Origin of the sequence: Segatella copri (genome assembly GCF_019127135.1) — a bacterium.
Taxonomy (GTDB): domain Bacteria; phylum Bacteroidota; class Bacteroidia; order Bacteroidales; family Bacteroidaceae; genus Prevotella.
The window spans coordinates 1-15,113 of record NZ_JAHOEA010000035.1; the positions used below are offsets into that span (position 1 = coordinate 1).

A 15,113-nucleotide genomic window follows, 5' to 3' on the forward strand; every position below is an offset into this window, starting at 1 on the left:
CTAGCGTTCATCCTGAGCCAGGATCAAACTCTCCATTGTAAAATATCATTTTTACTTCTTGCCTCATTACTGAAGCAATCGGTGTTTGTTGTCTGTACTTAGGACGAATATCCTTTTCGTTTATTGAAGCTTAGTAAACCTGACTTGTCAATTGCTTGACGGTTCGTTTCTTTTACCCAGTCAACTTTCTTATTTCTAAGAAGTTAACCGCTTCTTGTACTACTTGTCTGTTTATGTAAAATCTTTCAAAGAACTCTTTCTTTATTGCTAAGAGAAAGTGCATTTCTCAAAAGCGAGTGCAAAAGTACTAACTATTTTCGAAACAGCCAAATATTTCTCGAAAAAAGTTGCTTTTTTAGCTGATTTTTAACATCTATAAAGACTTTAAGATACTTCAAGCATATAAACTCATTATTATATACATGCCCACCCAAGCCTGCGTGTGCGGGCGCACACCTACAAGCGCATTAATAATATTGTACTCATATCCCAAGAGCGAAAAAGCCAGGATTCAACCAATAAGTATTATGCGGAGAGTATATCTATCAAAGAAGAATATTACCATACGAAGAAGAATATTATCGAAGAAAAGGGAGAAACTCTAAAAAACATTTTGCCAATTAAAAAAAATATAGTACCTTTGCACAGGTTTTAACGGATAACAAGATTAATTACATATATTTTAAAACTTTCAAATGAAGGCATTAGCAATTAAGTCGAGTTTGTTTTCCTGTTTGAAGACATACAACAAGAAAACATTCATGTCTGACCTCATGGCAGGTATCATCGTTGGTATCGTAGCCCTGCCTCTGGCCATCGCATTCGGTATCGCTTCTGGCGTGACCCCTGAAAAGGGTATCATCACCGCCATTGTAGCAGGTCTCATCATCTCCATCTTCGGTGGAAGCAAAGTGCAGATTGGTGGTCCTACGGGAGCATTCATCGTTATCATCTATGGCATTATCCAGAAATATGGCATGGAAGGTTTGACGATAGCGACACTGATGGCTGGTCTGTTCCTGGTTCTCTTCGGACTTCTCCGTCTCGGAACCATCATCAAGTACATCCCTTACCCTATCGTTGTGGGATTTACCAGTGGTATCGCCGTAACCATCTTCACCACTCAAATCAAGGATCTCTTTGGATTGACATTGACTTCGAACCCATCTGATTTTCTGGAGAAATGGGGCGTCTACTTCCAAAGCTTTGACACCATAGACCCTTGGTGTGCTCTTATCGGAGTAGTAAGCGTAGTGGTTATCGCCATCACCCCAAAGTTCAGCAAGAAGATTCCGGGCTCTCTTATTGCCATCATCCTGATGACCGTTGTAGCCTTACTGCTCAAGCAGTTTGCCGGTGTAGAGAGTATCGAGACCATCGGCGACCGCTTTTCTATCAGCAATGAACTGCCTGCTGCTCAGGTACCAGTCATGAATTGGGAGACCATCAAGAGTCTTGTATCACCAGCTATTACCATCGCCATACTGGGAGCCATTGAGAGTTTGCTTTCAGCAACTGTTGCCGATGGTGTAATCAGCGACCATCACGACAGTAACACCGAGTTGGTAGCTCAGGGCTTGGCCAATATCGCCTCTCCCCTCTTTGGCGGTATTCCTGCAACAGGTGCCATTGCCCGCACAATGACCAATATCAATAATGGCGGTAAGACTCCTATTGCAGGTATCATCCACGCCATAGTTCTGCTGCTCATCTTCCTCTTCCTGATGCCTCTTGCCCAGTACATTCCTATGGCATGTCTTGCCGGTGTATTGGTAGTAGTATCTTACGGAATGAGCGGATGGAGAAGTTTCCTGGCATTGATGAAGAATCCGAAGAGCGATGTAACCGTACTTCTGATTACCTTCTTCCTCACCATCATCTTCGATTTGACTGTAGCCATCGAGGTGGGTCTGATTATCGCCTGTCTGCTCTTCATGAAGCGAATGAGCGAAACCACCGACGTGACAGCTATTACCGATGATGAGATTGACTTGAATAAGGAGTTTGACTTCCTCTCTACCAACCTGGAGCACTATACGATTCCGAAGGGCGTAGAGGTATACGAGATCAATGGTCCTTTCTTCTTCGGAGCCGGTAACAAGTTTGAGGAAGTGATGGCAGCTTTCGGTGATCGCCCTTTAGTACGCGTCATCCGTATGCGCAAGGTTCCATTTGTTGATTCAACCGGTATCCACAACCTCACCAACCTCTGCGAGATGAGCCAGAAGGAGGACATTCAGGTTGTACTCTCCGGTGTTTGCGAGAAGGTAAACGCTCAGTTGGAAAAGGCTGGTTTCTACAATATTCTTGGCAAGGATAATATCACAGATCACATCAGCAAGGCTCTAAAACGTGCTGAAGAGATTATTGAGAAGAAAACTGTTAATAGTTAATAGTTTACAGACTGTAGACCATCAAATAAAAAAGATGCATTGCTGAATATACCAGCAATGCATCTTTTTTTATTGTCATCAAGTAACCGTTAACTATAAACTGTTAACTATCAACTATTATAAAACTGTTAACTATAAACTGTTAACTATCAACTATTACAGAACCTTTCCCAGAAACTCCTGTAATCTTGGCGATTTTGGATGGTTGAATATTTGCTCAGGAGTTCCGTCTTCCGTGATATAGCCGTCACTGAAGAAAAGTACACGGTTTGCCACTTCTCTGGCAAATCCCATCTCGTGGGTCACCACCACCATGGTCATTCCTTCGGCAGCAACATCCTTCATCAGCTGCAGCACCTCGCCCACCATCTCCGGGTCGAGAGCCGAAGTCGGCTCATCGAAGAGGAGTACCTCTGGATTCATCGCCAAGGCACGGGCGATAGCTACGCGCTGCTTCTGTCCGCCCGAAAGACTGTCGGGATAACTGTCTGCCTTGTCCAGCAATCCGATGCGGGTCAGGAGTTCCGTTGCCTTCTCATCAGCCTCTTCCCTTGTCATCTTACCCAGTTCTACCGGAGCCAGCATGATGTTGCGGCGTATGGTCATATTAGGGAAGAGATTGAACTGCTGGAATACCATACCCACCCTCTGGCGCATCTTGTTGATGTCAACATCCCAGGAAGTAATATCCATACCGTCGATATAGATTTTTCCCTCGGTAGGTTCTTCCAGAAGGTTGATGGAACGCAGAAAAGTACTCTTTCCACAACCCGACGGACCGATGATGGCGACCACCTCACCCTGTCTGACTGAGGTGGTAATGCCTTTCAGCACCTCGTTGTCGCCGAAGCGTTTACGAAGTCCTTCTATCTTGATTATTTCGTTCATTTTATCCATTGTTTTAAAGCTTTTGCCCTTTCAGAATTCCTCATTTCCTTTCGCTCTTTCTCAGCCTCTTCTCCAGCCTTCTCACGCCTGCGTTCAGTCCGAGGACAAGAACGAGATAGAGGCAGGCAACTACGCCCAGCGGCATCATCGCTTCGTAGGTAATGCTTCGGATGATGTCGGAACCCTTGGTCAAATCTACCAGTCCGATATAACCGCTGATAGAGGTTTCCTTGAGCAGGGTGATAAGCTCGTTACCCATAGCCGGAAGCACATTCTTGAAGGCTTGCGGAAGGATGATGAGGCGCATCGTCTTGCCATACGAAAGGCCGAGACTTCTGCCCGCCTCCATCTGACCATTATCCACCGACATGATGCCCGACCGGATTACCTCGGCAATATAGGCAGCCGAGTTCAAGCCGAAGGCGATGACAGCCACCAATATCTTATTGACATCCGCAGATGCAAACACCACGTAATAGATGATGAGCAACTGCACCATGGTTGGCGTGCCTCGCATGATGGTAAGGTACAGCTGGCAGAGCATGTTCGGAATCTTCCAGTCGCCCTTACGTTCATGACGTGCTCTGACAATGGCTATCAGCGTTCCGAGTATCACGGAAAGGATGATGGCGAAGAAGGTGATGATGAGCGTATTGCCCAAACCCTGCAACAGATACTGGTAGCGGTTGTCATCTATGAAGCAGGATTTAAACTTATCTATCACTCCCGGCTGATTAGCAGTTGCTTTCACATCGCCGGAATTCACCATGATTACCTGTCGCACATCGGCATAGAAATCCGTAAATCCGATATTCTTCTCCCGTTCAGGAGTAACCGTGATGCCGGCAATACCAGCATCCGCCTTACCAGCCTGTACAGAGGTGATGATGGCATCAAACTCCATATCGAGAATCTCTACATCCACGCCCAGTACATCGCCAATGGCATTTGCCACATCCACGTCGATGCCCACAATCTTGCCATTCTGGTAATATTCGAAAGGCTCGAAGGTAGCGTTGGTGGCAAAGCGGAGACTCGTCTTCAAGCCGAGTTTCTGCAGCGCTTCCGGTCCCACCTTCTTCACGTCAGAAGTCTTTGGCGTATAAGCCACGGCTATGCCCCGTTCCAGATGGCGGTTGACGATGGAATCGATAACGCCATTCTCTTTCAGGATACGGATGGCATGATTGATGGACTGCTGCAACTCTGCATGATCCTTAGCCACGCAGATGGCGAAAGAAGACGCATCGAAGGTTTCGGGCAGGATACGGAGCGATGGGTTCACCCGTTGGAATGCCTTGGCTGGCGCCTCATCGGTCACCATGCAGTCTATCTTACCCTGAAGGAGTGCCTGGATGGCATCGGCTCCCTTGTTGTACCGTTCTACCTTGGTACCACCACCTTCCTTTTCCAGCTCCGTAGCAAGTCCGTCGCTAGTAGTACCGAGCTGCACACCAATCACAGCTCCCTTCAGATCAGCCTTGCTCTTGATGAGCCTGTCAGCATCTGACGCCCCCGAGCCACACGCCACGAAGAGCACACTCAGAAGTAAAGCCAAGAAACCAAGCTTAAACTTTCCCGTTTTCCTGTATTTCATCATTCCTGGCATCCGTTTATTGTTGTTTTAAATACTCAGCACACATCTCTGCACATCTTTCTCCGTCCACACCAGCCGATACGATTCCACCTGCATAGCCAGCACCTTCACCGCATGGGAAGAGTCCCTGGATGCGGACATGCTGCAGGGTTTCGCGGTCACGGACGATGCGGACAGGCGACGAAGTTCTCGTCTCCATCGCTATCAGCGTAGCCTCGTTGGTCAAGAACCCATGGGCATTCTTGCCGAAGGTCTTGAAGCCTTCCTGCAGACGTTTGCTCACGAAAGACGGCATCCAGAAATGCAACGGACTCGAAATCAAGCCTGGAGCATAGCTGCTCTTTGGCAGATCATAACTCAAGCGATTGTTCACGAAGTCTGCCATGCGCTGTGCCGGTGCAGTCTGCTTCATGTTGCCCTGCTGCCAGCATTGCTTTTCCACAATTTCCTGGAAGTACATCATTTGGAGTGAAGAGTGAGGAGTTAAGAGTGAAGAATTCTCCTGTGCCTTCATTTCCTGCTGTTCGATGACAGCCTGATGCTCCTTCACAAACTGCGCCACATCCTCGGGATGGGTTTCCACCACCATGCCCGAATTGCTCCAGGCAGTACCGCGGTTGCTCGGACTCATACCGTTCACCACTAACTGTTCCGGTCCGGTGGCTGCCGGAATCACAAAACCGCCCGGACACATACAGAAGCTATAGACACCTCTGCCATCTACCTGAGTAACGAAGCTATATTCGGCAGCAGGCAGATATTTTCCTCTACCACTCTTATTGTGATACTGAATCTGGTCGATGAGTTGGGAAGGATGTTCCAGACGCACACCTACGGCGATGCCTTTTGCCTCGATATCTATCTTTGCCGAAGCGAGATAGCGGTATACATCGCGGGCACTATGACCTGTTGCCAGGATAACCGGTCCGCGATAAGTTTCCTCAGCACCCGTAGCCAGATTCACGGCTTCTACGCCTATCACCCTATCGCCAGCTGCAGCATCAGGAGCCGTCAGCTTACCTTCACTCTCAAGGATCAGACGAATCATCTTGGTCTGGAAATGCACTTCGCCGCCACACTTGATGATGGTGTTGCGCATGTTTTCAATGACGCGTGGCAACTTGTCGGTACCGATATGCGGATGGGCATCTGCCAGGATATTGGTATTGGCACCATGCTGGCAGAATACGTTCAGAATCTTGTCTACACTTCCCCTTTTCTTGCTTCGGGTATAGAGTTTGCCGTCACTATAAGCACCGGCTCCACCTTCACCGAAACAGTAGTTGCTCTCCCCATCTACCTTCTGAGTCTTGGTAATGTTAGAGAGGTCCTTCTTGCGTTCGCGCACATCCTTGCCTCGCTCCAGCACGATAGGACGGTAACCCAGTTCTATCAGGCGCAGGGAAGCAAAGAGACCGCCAGGTCCCTCACCCACAACGATAACACGAGGTCTGCTGCTCACATCCGGATATTCGGTATGGACATACTGGTCGTCCTGCGGAAATTCGTTGATATAAGCACGCACCTTCAGATTGACGAAGATGGTGCGCTGACGGGCATCGATGCTTCTCTTCAAAACCCTCACCTGGTTGAGCGTTCTTACATCCAATCCCTTTTCTTTGGCGAGATAACGCTTGATGCCTTCCTCGCTTGCTGCCTGTTCGGGCAGAATTCTTATCTGATACTCTTGAATCATTATACTTTATACTTTGAGCTTTGAACTTTGAGCTTTGAACTTTATGATTAGTTTTATAAAAGTGACGAGTGACAAGTGACCGATTCCATATTACGGATTTCGCATTACATTCACAATTCACTTTTCACTTTCACTTTTTCATGCTTCCATTGTAGCCAGCACTTCGAACGTATCCAGCTGATACATGGTGAACTTACCATCTTCCAATGTTGCAAAGGTTGGCGGATTGCCACCCTTCGGGAAGGTGATGCTGCCGGTATTTACGATGGCCTGCCCCTTCTCGTTATGAGAGAGTTCCCAGAGATGGGAGTGCCCATAGATCATAGCCTCGTAAGGACCCTTCGGCATGTTTTCCTTATTGTATACATGTCCATGGGTCAGAAGATAGCGCTTTCCTCCGTCTACCAGCAAGGCATAGGTCTCCATGATAGGGAAATCGAGGAGCATCTGGTCTACTTCCGCATCGCAGTTGCCACGCACGGCGATAATCTTATCTGCCAGCGCATTCAGTCTTTCTACGATACCCTTAGGATCGATTCCTTCCGGAATGCGGTTGCGGGGACCATAATTGATGATATCCCCCATGATGCACATCATGTCACAATGTTCAGCCTCGAAAAAATCGAGGACCTTTTCCAGGGCTGGCAAACAGCCGTGGATATCTGAGAATAAAAGATATTTCATTCGTTCCTTCTTATGTTTGTTATGCTTATGTCTTTTATGCATTGAATTGCAAGCGCAAAATTAAGCAAATAATCCGAAACACCCAAACATTTCAACGTTTTTTATATATATAATAAGGTATAAGGAAGAGGAAGAGCCTGTAATTATCTACAGAAATAGCTTTTTTATCTACAATATGCTACTTTTTTGTTAAAATCCTTGGCAGTTTGACATATTATTCGTACTTTTGCCCTCAAGTTCTGCTTCGGCCCCGGTCGTTTCGGGGGAGGCATTACATTACCAACGTAAAATTCAAGAACATATGAAAGTATTAAAATTCGGCGGAACATCGGTTGGTTCCGTAAAAAGCATCCTCAGCTTGAAACGTATCGTTGAAAACGAGGCAAAGAAACAGAGTGTAGTGGTTGTCGTGAGCGCGCTTGGCGGTATCACGGACAAACTCTTGCAAACCTCTCAACTTGCCCTCAAGGGTGATGAACTGTGGAAAGAAGAATTCGAAGCCATGGTTGATCGCCACCACAAGATGATAGATACCATCATCACCGACCCAACAGACAGAGAAAACTTATTCAAATCGGTTGATGCCCTCTTCGAGCAGTTGAAGAGCATCTATTTTGGTGTGTACCTCATCCACGACCTCAGTGAGAAGACGCAGGATGCCATCGTGAGTTATGGTGAAAGACTCAGTTCCAAGATTGTTGCCACTTTGATTCGTGGAGCCAAATGGTTCGACTCCCGCAACTTCATCAAGACTGAGCGCAAGAACGGCAAAGGCAAGCATGTACTCGACAGCGAGCTGACCAACAAACTGGTAAAAGAAGCCTTTGCAGAAATTCCACGCATATCTCTCGTTCCGGGTTTTATCAGCCGTGACAAGAACACAGACCGCACCACCAACCTTGGCCGTGGCGGTAGCGACTACACAGCAGCCATCATAGCAGCTGCCCTCGATGCAGAAGTGCTCGAAATCTGGACTGATGTAGACGGTTTCATGACCGCCGACCCACGTGTCATCAAATCAGCTTATACCATCAACGAACTGAGTTACGTTGAGGCGATGGAGCTTTGCAACTTTGGTGCAAAGGTCATCTACCCTCCAACCATCTACCCGGTTTGTGTCAAGAATATTCCTATCAAGGTTAAGAACACCTTCAACCCAGATGCTCCGGGCACCATCATCAAGAACAAGATAGATGGCGACCAGAAGCCTATCAAGGGTATCTCTTCTATCAACGGTACAGCGCTCATCACCGTAACCGGTCTTTCCATGGTCGGCGTGATTGGTGTAAACCGCCGTATCTTCACCGCTCTTGCCAACGAGGGCATCTCTGTGTTCATGGTGTCACAGGCATCATCAGAGAACTCTACCTCTATCGGTGTGCGCGAGCAGGATGTAGAAGAGGCTGTAAGGGTATTGAACAATGAGTTCCACAATGAGATTGCCGATGGTGCCATGTTCCCAATGCACGCAGAGAAGGGCTTGGCTACTATCGCCATCGTGGGTGAAAACATGAAGCATGCAGCCGGTATCGCCGGTAAGCTCTTCGGAACCCTCGGTCGTAGCGGTATTTCCGTCATCGCCTGTGCACAGGGTGCTTCAGAGACCAACATCTCGTTCGTAGTGAAGAGCGATTATCTGAGAAAGTCACTCAACGTGCTCCACGACAATTTCTTCCTTTCAGAATACAAGGTTCTGAACCTCTTCATCTGCGGTGTGGGTACCGTGGGCGGAAAGCTCATCGAGCAGATCAAGAACCAGTATGCCGACCTCATGGAGCGCAGCAAACTGAAGCTCAACGTGGTGGGTATCGCTTCTTCCAAGAACGCCATCTTCAACCGCGATGGTATTGATCTCGAGAACTACAGCGAGGAACTGAAGTCTTCAGACCCAAGCACTCCAGAGGTTCTGCGCGATACCATCCTGGCGATGAACATCTTCAACAGCGTGTTTGTAGACTGTACAGCCAGCAAAGATGTAGCCGCTCTCTACCAGAGTCTGCTGGAGCACAACGTAAGCATTATCGCAGCCAACAAGATTGCTGCATCAAGCGAATATGAGAACTACGAGAAACTGAAGAAAACAGCCATCCAGCGTGGCGTAGTATTCCGTTTCGAGACCAACGTAGGTGCCGGCCTTCCTATCATCGGAACCATCAACGACCTCCGCAACTCAGGCGACAAAATCCTTAAGATTGAAGCAGTTCTCTCGGGTACGCTCAACTTTATCTTTAACGCCATCTCCAGTGTCGTTCCATTCTCTGAGACCGTGAGACTGGCTAAGGAGAAGGGCTACAGCGAGCCTGATCCACGTATCGACCTGAGCGGTATGGACGTGATTCGCAAGCTGGTGATTCTCTCCCGCGAGGCAGGTTACCGCGTAGAGCAGGAAGATGTAGAGAAGAACCTCTTCGTGCCAGACAAATACTTCAAGGGTTCGCTCGACAACTTCTGGAAGAAACTTCCTGAACTCGATGCCGATTTCGAGGCTAAGCGCAAGGCGCTCGATATAGAGCACAAACGCTGGCGCTTTGTTGCTACCCTGGATGGCGGCAAGACTAGCGTAGGTTTGCAGGCTGTGGGTCCTGAGCATCCTTTCTACAATCTGGAAGGTTCCAACAACATCGTGCTGCTCACCACCGAGCGTTATAAAGAATACCCTATGATGATTCAGGGCTATGGTGCCGGAGCCAGCGTAACTGCTGCCGGTGTATTCGCCAACATCATGAGTATCGCTAACATTTAACACTTAACAAGAGATGAAACATATTATCATTCTTGGCGACGGAATGGCAGACCACCCGGTAGAAAGACTGGGTGGAAAGACACTCCTGCAATACGCCAACAAACCCTATATGGATATGCTTGCCAAGAAGGGCAAGACAGGAAGACTCGTTACCGTGCCAGATGGATTCCATCCGGGTTCTGAGGTAGCTAACAGCTCTATCATGGGCTACGACCAGAACGAGGTTTACGAGGGACGCGGACCGCTGGAGGCTGCCAGCATAGGCTATGAGATGAGTCCTAACGACTTTGCCCTGCGCTGCAACATCATCAACGTGAACGATGGCATCATCGTGACACATAATGGCGGTAACTTGGAGACAGAAGACGCCGACGTGCTCATCAAGTACCTCAACGAGAAACTTGCCAGCCAGTATCCAGGCATCGTGAAGTTTATCACCGGCATCCAGTATCGCCACCTTCTGATTATCAAGGGCGGGAACAAGTATGTTGATTGCGCTCCTCCTCACGATCATCCTAACGAAGAGTGGAAACCGCTGCTGGTGAAGCCGATGGAAGGTGTTGACGAGGCTCTTCTTGCCGGCAACAGCGACAAGACTCCTGCCGAGGATGTGGCTGAAAACGGCGGTATCCTGAGCGATGAGTATCGCATGAGTGCCCAGCAGACAGCCGACCTTCTGAACGAACTGATTCTGAAGAGTCAGGAGATTCTGGAGAACCATCCTTTCAATGTAGCGCGCAAGGAGCGTGGAGAGCGCATGGCAAACATCATCTGGCCTTGGGGCGGCGGTTACCGTCCGCACATGCTCACCCTCTCCCAGATGTATCCGCAGATCAAGAAGGGTTCCGTGATTTCTGCCGTAGACCTGATTCGAGGCATCGGCCATTACGCCGGTCTGCGCAACATCATCGTTGAGGGCGCTACAGGTCTTGCCAATACCAACTACGAGGGCAAGGCTGCAGCAGCTATCCAGGCATTGAAGGATGGCGACGACTTCGTATATGTTCACGTAGAGGCAAGCGATGAGGCAGGTCATGATGGCGATCTGGAACTGAAGCTGAAGACCATCGAGAACCTCGACCAGCGACTCATCAAGCCTATCTTCGATGAGGTAAGCACCTGGGACGAGCCGGTATGCATCGCAGTTCTCCCAGACCATCCTACTCCGGTAGAGATCCGTACCCACGTAAAGGAGCCTGTACCTTTCATCATCTATTACCCTGGCATTGAGCCGGATAGCGTAGAGAAGTATGATGAGGTAAGCTGCGTGAGTGGCGGTTACGGCATGCTGCAGCTGCAAGAATTCATGAATGCCTTCATGGCGATCAATTAAAACCAACGGCTTCATGATAGCCCCCAAAGCTAATCATAAAGTTCAATGTTCAAATCTCAAAGTTCAAAGTAAAAAATGAAATATTATTCAACAAATAAGAAAGCACCCATCGCCGACCTTCACAAGGCGGTAGTTAAAGGTCTGGCAGAAGACCGTGGCCTCTATATGCCAGAAATCATCAAGAAGTTGCCACAGGATTTCTTCGACAACATCGAGAAACTGAGTTTCCAGGAGATTGCCTACAAGGTAGCAGATGCCTTCTTTGGCGAGGACGTTGATGCCGAGTCATTGAAGAAGATTGTATACGATACCCTGGCATTCGACTGCCCTGTAGTCGAGGTAGAGCCAAACATTTACTCTCTCGAACTGTTCCATGGTCCTACCCTCGCCTTCAAGGATGTGGGTGCGCGCTTCATGGCCCGTCTCCTGCAGTACTTCGTACGTCAGGAAGGCAAGGAAGAGGTAAATGTGCTCGTTGCTACATCGGGCGATACCGGTTCGGCTGTTGCCAACGGTTTCCTCGGCGTTGACGGAATCCATGTCTACGTGCTCTATCCTAAGGGCAAGGTGAGCAAGATTCAGGAGAGCCAGTTCACTACCCTCGGCCAGAACATCACAGCCCTCGAGGTAGACGGCGTGTTCGATGACTGCCAGGCGCTGGTAAAGTCAGCGTTCATGGATGAGGAGCTCAACAAGCACATGAAGCTTACCTCAGCCAACTCTATCAACGTGGCCCGCTTCCTGCCTCAGGCATTCTATTATTTCAATGCCTATGCCCGCATGAAGGAGAAGGGTCTCGCCGACAAGCTGGTTATCTGCGTGCCTAGCGGCAACTTCGGCAACATCACAGCCGGTCTCTTCGGTCATGAGATGGGATTGCCTATCCACCGCTTCATCGCAGCCAACAACGCCAACGACATCTTCTACGAATATCTGCAGACAGGCAAGTACAATCCACAGCCTAGCAAGCAGACCATCGCCAATGCCATGGACGTAGGCGACCCATCAAACTTTGCCCGCATCTACGACCTCTACAAGGGCGATCATGATGCCATCGCTGCCTACATCGGCGGTGCTACATACAAGGACGAGCAGATTGCTGAAACCATGAAGCAATGCTACAGCGAAACCAAGTATGTACTTGACCCTCACGGAGCTTGCGGCTACCGCGCCCTGAAGGAGCAGTTGAAACCAGGCGAGGTTGGTGTATTCCTCGAGACTGCTCATCCAGCCAAGTTCAAGGAGAAGGTAGACAGCATCCTTGACAGCGACATTGAGATTCCTGCACGCCTCGCAGAATTCATGAAGGGTGAGAAGAAGAGCATCCAGATGACCAAGGACTTCGCATCATTCAAGAACTACTTGATGAACGAATAAACCATACATACGGAAAAGCCTTTCTCTTTTTCAGGGGGGAAGGCTTTTCTTGTTAAGATAACTCAGGCTCAGATTTGCCAGGGACAAACTGGTCTTGATTTTTACAACAACAGAAAACGGGAAAAATTTATGAAGATTGTTATTTTAGACGGCTATGCCGCAAACCCGGGAGATTTGGATTATCATCTTCTGGAGAAACTGGGCGAGGTGGTAGTTTATCCTCGCACATCAGATGCAGAGAAAGTGGAACGTGCCAAGGATGCCGACATCATCCTTCTGAACAAGGTGCAGATGGATGCAGAGACGTTGGCGCAGCTTCCTAAACTGAAATACATCGGTATACAGGCTACAGGTTTCAACGTGGTAGACATCGAGGCTGCCAGGAAACAGGGCATCACCGTAACCAATATTCCTGCCTACAGCACGGATAGCGTGGCGCAGATGACCTTCGCCCTCATCCTTGCCGTAACCAACCGTGTAGAGCATTACACCCAGGAGAACCGCAACGAACGCTGGGCTTACAACAAGGATTTCTGTTATTGGGATACCCCACTGATGGAGCTTGCCGGCAAGACCTTCGGTATCATGGGACTGGGCAATATCGGCATGAAGGTTGCCAACATCGCCCGCCAGTTTGGCATGAACATCTGTGCCTGCACCAGCAAGAATTCGAGCAATCTGCCTGAATGGATCCAGAAGGTGAGCAAGGAGGGTTTGCTTGCCACGAGCGATATTCTCTCGCTCCATTGTCCGCTCTCTGATGACACCTATCATTTCATCAACAAGGAGAGTCTGGAGAAGATGAAGGATACCGCCATCCTGGTAAATACGGGTCGCGGTCCGCTGGTAGATGAGGAAGCCGTAGCCGCCGCGCTTCACGAAGGCAGTCTGGGTGCCTACTGTGCCGATGTGATGGCTCAGGAGCCACCATCAAAGGAGAATCCGCTCTTTGGAGAGCCTAATGCTTACCTCACCCCTCATATTGCCTGGGCCACCTACGAGGCTCGCGAGCGCCTGAACAAGCAGGTAGCCGCCAACGTAAAGGCATTTCTCGAGGGCAATCCGATTAATGTCGTGAATAAGTAACAGAACTTCCGCAAGTAAGCTCCACACGCCCTGAAAGGGCAGAAGCTCCTAGCCCAGGGCAACGCCCTGGGTAATCATGGACGCAAACAAGTCGCCCTGTAAGGGCAAAAGCTTTACAAATCATCTGGTATTTTAAAGCTTTTGCCCTTACAGGGCGTTTTTTATAACTAACACATACCCAGGGCGTTGCCCTGGGCTAGGAGCTTCTGCCCTTTCAGGGCGTGCGGGGCAAAACTTGCAAAAGTTCAGTAAGGTAGCCCCCTATCTTCTCTTCACCAAAACATAGATGATGACGGGGGCACCGAACAGCGGGGTGACGGCATTCAGGGGGATGATGCCTCCATCCGACGGAAGGGTGCAGAAGAGATTGCAGAGAAGGGCAATGGATGCACCCATCAGCATCGCAACGGGCAACAGTCGGCGATGATTCTCCGTGCCGATGATGAGGCGGGCGATATGCGGCGTTGCCAGACCGATGAAGGCGATGGGACCGCAGAAGGCGGTAACCACTGCCGTAAGAAGACCGGTGATGATGAGCAGAACGATGCGCAGGCGCCTGATGTTGAAACCCAGATTCTCGGCATACTGTTCGCCTAACAGCATGGCGTTCAGCGGTTTTACAAGGAGCAGAGACGCAGCCAGGGCAATGAGGGCCAACGGGATGAAGAACATCATCTGCTGGCTCGAAACATTGCCAAAGCTGCCCATGCCCCAAACCATATACGATTTCACGCCCTCTGCCGTACTGAAGAAATTGAGCAATGAGATGGCGCTGCTTGCCAGATAACCCACCATCAGTCCGATGATGAGCAGTACCGTATGGCTGCGCACAATGGCAGAAAAGAAGGTGATGATACCCATCACCACCATAGCCCCTATAAAGGCTGCGATGAGGACAGCCAGGAAACCGCCGATGGCATAGTTGCCGGCATCGCCCAGAAAACCTACCCCTAAATCATCCAGGGCAATATTGCCGCCAAAGGCAAGCATCACGATGGCTACCGCCAGTCCGGCTCCGCTGCTTATTCCGAATACGTCAGGACCCGCCAGAGGATTGCGGAAGGCTGTCTGCAGGAGCAAGCCGCTCGTGGCGAGGGCTGCGCCCGAAAGCAAGGCGGTAATGGCCGCCGGCAGTCGCGATTCCAACAGAATATAGCGGTAGGTTTCGTCTGTCTGAGAACCCGAAATAATCGCCCCCACGTCCTGCCACGGGATGTTTACACTCCCCCATGCCAGGTTGGCGAAAAACAGTATGATAATGGCGATTGCCCCTAAAACGATGGTTTTCATTCACTAAAACTATTTCTTGTAAAATC

10 protein-coding genes are annotated in these 15,113 nt (G+C 49.4%); 5 read left to right on the plus strand and 5 right to left on the minus strand.

All coding sequences use genetic code 11. The features are described from left to right. Nucleotides 1-695: 695 nt before the first annotated feature. A complete protein-coding gene (locus KSW37_RS09930) occupies nucleotides 696-2,393 on the plus strand; it encodes a SulP family inorganic anion transporter (RefSeq protein WP_006848728.1) in 1,698 nt (565 codons plus the stop codon). A gap of 156 nt (nucleotides 2,394-2,549) precedes the next feature. Here KSW37_RS09930 and KSW37_RS09935 read toward each other — a convergent pair whose 3' ends face one another. The 4 genes from KSW37_RS09935 to yfcE all read right to left on the minus strand — a co-directional run bounded on the left by KSW37_RS09935 (nucleotide 2,550) and on the right by yfcE (nucleotide 7,258). Further along, nucleotides 2,550-3,290 carry an amino acid ABC transporter ATP-binding protein gene (locus KSW37_RS09935; RefSeq protein ID WP_217314818.1) on the minus strand — a complete coding sequence of 247 codons (741 nt, stop codon included), beginning with the start codon at nucleotides 3,288-3,290 and terminating at the stop codon, nucleotides 2,550-2,552. Between the two features lie 31 nt (nucleotides 3,291-3,321). Beyond that, a complete protein-coding gene (locus KSW37_RS09940; RefSeq protein WP_254881138.1) occupies nucleotides 3,322-4,878 on the minus strand; it encodes an ABC transporter permease subunit in 1,557 nt (518 codons plus the stop codon). A gap of 16 nt (nucleotides 4,879-4,894) precedes the next feature. Then, a complete protein-coding gene (locus tag KSW37_RS09945; RefSeq protein ID WP_217314820.1) occupies nucleotides 4,895-6,574 on the minus strand; it encodes an NAD(P)/FAD-dependent oxidoreductase in 1,680 nt (559 codons plus the stop codon). Nucleotides 6,575-6,712: 138 nt separating this feature from the next. After that, a complete protein-coding gene (gene yfcE / locus KSW37_RS09950; RefSeq protein ID WP_217314821.1) occupies nucleotides 6,713-7,258 on the minus strand; it encodes a phosphodiesterase in 546 nt (181 codons plus the stop codon). A 301-nt stretch (nucleotides 7,259-7,559) separates the two neighbouring features. On the opposite strand from yfcE, the gene thrA reads away from it, so the two are divergent. The 4 genes from thrA (at nucleotide 7,560) to KSW37_RS09970 (ending at nucleotide 13,797) form a co-directional block, all read left to right on the plus strand. Continuing rightward, nucleotides 7,560-10,001, plus strand: a complete 2,442-nt coding sequence (gene thrA / locus KSW37_RS09955; RefSeq protein ID WP_217314822.1) for a bifunctional aspartate kinase/homoserine dehydrogenase I — start codon at nucleotides 7,560-7,562, stop codon at nucleotides 9,999-10,001. A 13-nt stretch (nucleotides 10,002-10,014) separates the two neighbouring features. Continuing rightward, complete coding sequence (locus KSW37_RS09960; RefSeq protein WP_217314823.1) at nucleotides 10,015-11,334, plus strand: cofactor-independent phosphoglycerate mutase; 1,320 nt, start codon at nucleotides 10,015-10,017, stop codon at nucleotides 11,332-11,334. A gap of 75 nt (nucleotides 11,335-11,409) precedes the next feature. Further along, nucleotides 11,410-12,711, plus strand: coding sequence for a threonine synthase (gene thrC / locus KSW37_RS09965; protein WP_217314824.1), 1,302 nt, complete (start codon nucleotides 11,410-11,412; stop codon nucleotides 12,709-12,711). Nucleotides 12,712-12,840: 129 nt separating this feature from the next. Then, nucleotides 12,841-13,797 carry a D-2-hydroxyacid dehydrogenase gene (locus KSW37_RS09970; RefSeq protein ID WP_217314825.1) on the plus strand — a complete coding sequence of 319 codons (957 nt, stop codon included), beginning with the start codon at nucleotides 12,841-12,843 and terminating at the stop codon, nucleotides 13,795-13,797. A 261-nt stretch (nucleotides 13,798-14,058) separates the two neighbouring features. Here the strand turns inward: KSW37_RS09970 and KSW37_RS09975 are convergent, their stop codons facing one another. Beyond that, nucleotides 14,059-15,087 carry an iron ABC transporter permease gene (locus KSW37_RS09975; RefSeq protein WP_217314826.1) on the minus strand — a complete coding sequence of 343 codons (1,029 nt, stop codon included), beginning with the start codon at nucleotides 15,085-15,087 and terminating at the stop codon, nucleotides 14,059-14,061. Nucleotides 15,088-15,113: the final 26 nt, after the last annotated feature.

What these genes read in the sequence shown, in the direction of transcription:
- KSW37_RS09940 (WP_254881138.1), bottom strand. Translation starts at nt 4,878, where the DNA reads ATGAAATACAGGAAAACGGGAAAGTTTAAGCTTGGTTTCTTGGCTTTA.
- thrC (WP_217314824.1), top strand. Translation starts at nt 11,410, where the DNA reads ATGAAATATTATTCAACAAATAAGAAAGCACCCATCGCCGACCTTCAC.
- KSW37_RS09935 (WP_217314818.1), bottom strand. Translation starts at nt 3,290, where the DNA reads ATGGATAAAATGAACGAAATAATCAAGATAGAAGGACTTCGTAAACGC.
- KSW37_RS09945 (WP_217314820.1), bottom strand. Translation starts at nt 6,574, where the DNA reads ATGATTCAAGAGTATCAGATAAGAATTCTGCCCGAACAGGCAGCAAGC.
- KSW37_RS09975 (WP_217314826.1), bottom strand. Translation starts at nt 15,087, where the DNA reads ATGAAAACCATCGTTTTAGGGGCAATCGCCATTATCATACTGTTTTTC.
- KSW37_RS09960 (WP_217314823.1), top strand. Translation starts at nt 10,015, where the DNA reads ATGAAACATATTATCATTCTTGGCGACGGAATGGCAGACCACCCGGTA.
- KSW37_RS09930 (WP_006848728.1), top strand. Translation starts at nt 696, where the DNA reads ATGAAGGCATTAGCAATTAAGTCGAGTTTGTTTTCCTGTTTGAAGACA.
- yfcE (WP_217314821.1), bottom strand. Translation starts at nt 7,258, where the DNA reads ATGAAATATCTTTTATTCTCAGATATCCACGGCTGTTTGCCAGCCCTG.
- KSW37_RS09970 (WP_217314825.1), top strand. Translation starts at nt 12,841, where the DNA reads ATGAAGATTGTTATTTTAGACGGCTATGCCGCAAACCCGGGAGATTTG.
- thrA (WP_217314822.1), top strand. Translation starts at nt 7,560, where the DNA reads ATGAAAGTATTAAAATTCGGCGGAACATCGGTTGGTTCCGTAAAAAGC.